This is a genomic window from Roseateles sp. P5_E11, from assembly GCF_054049355.1.
Window position 1 is genome coordinate 1 of the sequence record NZ_JBFUMO010000809.1, and the last position, 2,026, is coordinate 2,026.

1 protein-coding gene is annotated in these 2,026 nt (G+C 69.1%); it reads left to right on the forward strand.

Translation table 11 applies throughout. From position 1 onward, the window contains the following. The coding region (locus ACXJKR_RS30890) for a glycosyl hydrolase 115 family protein (protein WP_457326097.1) at positions 1-2,026 on the forward strand (2,026 nt) is incomplete at both ends.

A 2,026-nucleotide genomic window follows, 5' to 3' on the forward strand; every position in this document is an offset into this window, starting at 1 on the left:
ACTCATGCCACGCCTACCAGCCTGCCGCTGGATGGCGCCGTCATCGTTGGCAGCGCGAACGCTGATCCGCTGGAAGCATTCGTTGCGCAAGACCTGGCGGAAGACTTCAAGCGCCTCGGCTTGCGGACTGGCAACAAGGGCGCCGTGCAGATCTGGGTCGGCACGGCCGGCCGGCATGCGCAGATTGACGCCGCCGGCCTCGACCTCAGCAAGCTCAAGAGTTGCTGGGAGTGTTTCCAGATCGCACTGCTGCGCAACCCGAAGCCTGGTGTGAAGGCCGCCCTCGTCATCGCTGGCGCCGACCGCCGCGGCACGGCCTACGGGGTCTACACGCTGAGCCAGGCGCTGGGCGTGTCGCCCTGGCACTGGTGGGCCGACGTCGCGCCGCTCAAGCGCGGGCCATTGCATGTCAGCCTGACCGAGCTGCTGCTCCACGACGGTCCCGCCGTGAAATACCGCGGCCTCTTCATCAACGACGAGGACTGGGGCCTCTTCCCCTGGGCCTCTCGCACCTTCGAGCCCGAGGCCCGCACGATTGGCCCGCGCACCTACGAGCAGGTCTTCCGCCTGCTGCTGCGCCTGAAGGCCAACACGCTGTGGCCGGCCATGCACCAAGTCTCGGGCGCCTTCAACGCCGATCCGCGCAATGCCGAGCTCGCGCAGCGCTATGGCATCGTCATGGGCTCATCCCACGCGGAGCCGATGCTGCGCAACAACGTCGCCGAGTGGAAGGCGCCGGCTGAGCAGTACAACTACGCAACCCATCCCGAACAGGTGCGCGACTACTGGGCCGAGCGGCTGAAGACGAATGGCCGCTTCGACAACCTCTACACGCTGGGCATGCGCGGCATCCACGACTCTGGCATGCAGGGCGGCGGCACCGTCGCCGAGAAGCAGGCGCTGTTGAACCGCTTGCTGGCCGACCAACGAGAGCTGCTGGCAAAGCACGTAGGCGACCCGGTGACGCTGCCCCAGGTCTTCGTGCCCTACAAGGAAGTGCTGCCTTTGCTGCCCGGGCTGGCCCTGCCCGACGACGTGACGCTGGTCTGGCCCGACGACAACTTCGGCTACATCCGCCAGTTCCCCGACGCGGAGCAGACCAAGCGCTCAGGCGGCTCGGGCGTGTACTACCACCTAAGTTATCTCGGCGCGCCGCTGTCCTATCTGTGGCTGTCCACCACGCCGCCCGCACTCGTCGCCGAAGAAATGGGCCGCGCCTTCGATGCCGGCGCGCAGCGGCTGTGGATCGCCAACGCCGGCGACATCAAGCCGCACGAGGTCAACCTCAGCCACTGGTTCGACCTGGCCTGGAACCCGGCCGCCGTGCGGGCGCAGGGCCAGCAGGCCTACCTTCGTGAGCTGGCGCAGCGGCTCTTCGGCGTTGCTGGCATCGCCGACATCTGGGACGGCTACTACCGCCTCAACTTCGAGCGCCGCCCCGAGCATCTGCAATATCACCTGCCCGGTGAACGCGTGAAGCGCAGTGGCCTGGCGCCGGCCGTCGTCGACGAGCGCCTGGATCGCTTCGCCCAGCTGCTTGCCCGCCTGGACGCCGTGCGCCCTCGGATCGCCGCCGCGCAGCGCGACGGTTTCTTCCAACTGGTCGAATACCCGCTGCGCGCTTCGGCCCTGGCCAACGAGCGCTTCTTCGCGTTGGAGCGCTACGCGGCGACGATGGAGCGCGATCCCGCTGGTGCCCGCCGCTTCGCCGCCCAGGCCGTGCGCGCCGATCAGCGCCTCAAGGCCTTGACCGCGCGCTGCAACGGCGGCCGCTGGGCCGGCATCCTGGCCGAGGAACCGGCCGATGGCCTTTGGACCAGCTACCGCCAGCAGGCGCCGTTGCTACCGGCCGCCGGATTGGGTGGCAGCACGGCCGATGCGCTGAGCGACATCGCGAAAGCCGCTGCCGACCTCGCACCCGTGGCCACGGCCGCTGCAGTGCCACCCGCGCTGCGTGTGACCGCCTCGCAGGGCTGGCGCCTCATCCCCGGCCTCGGTCGCGGCGACGGCGTGCTCGCCGCACAGC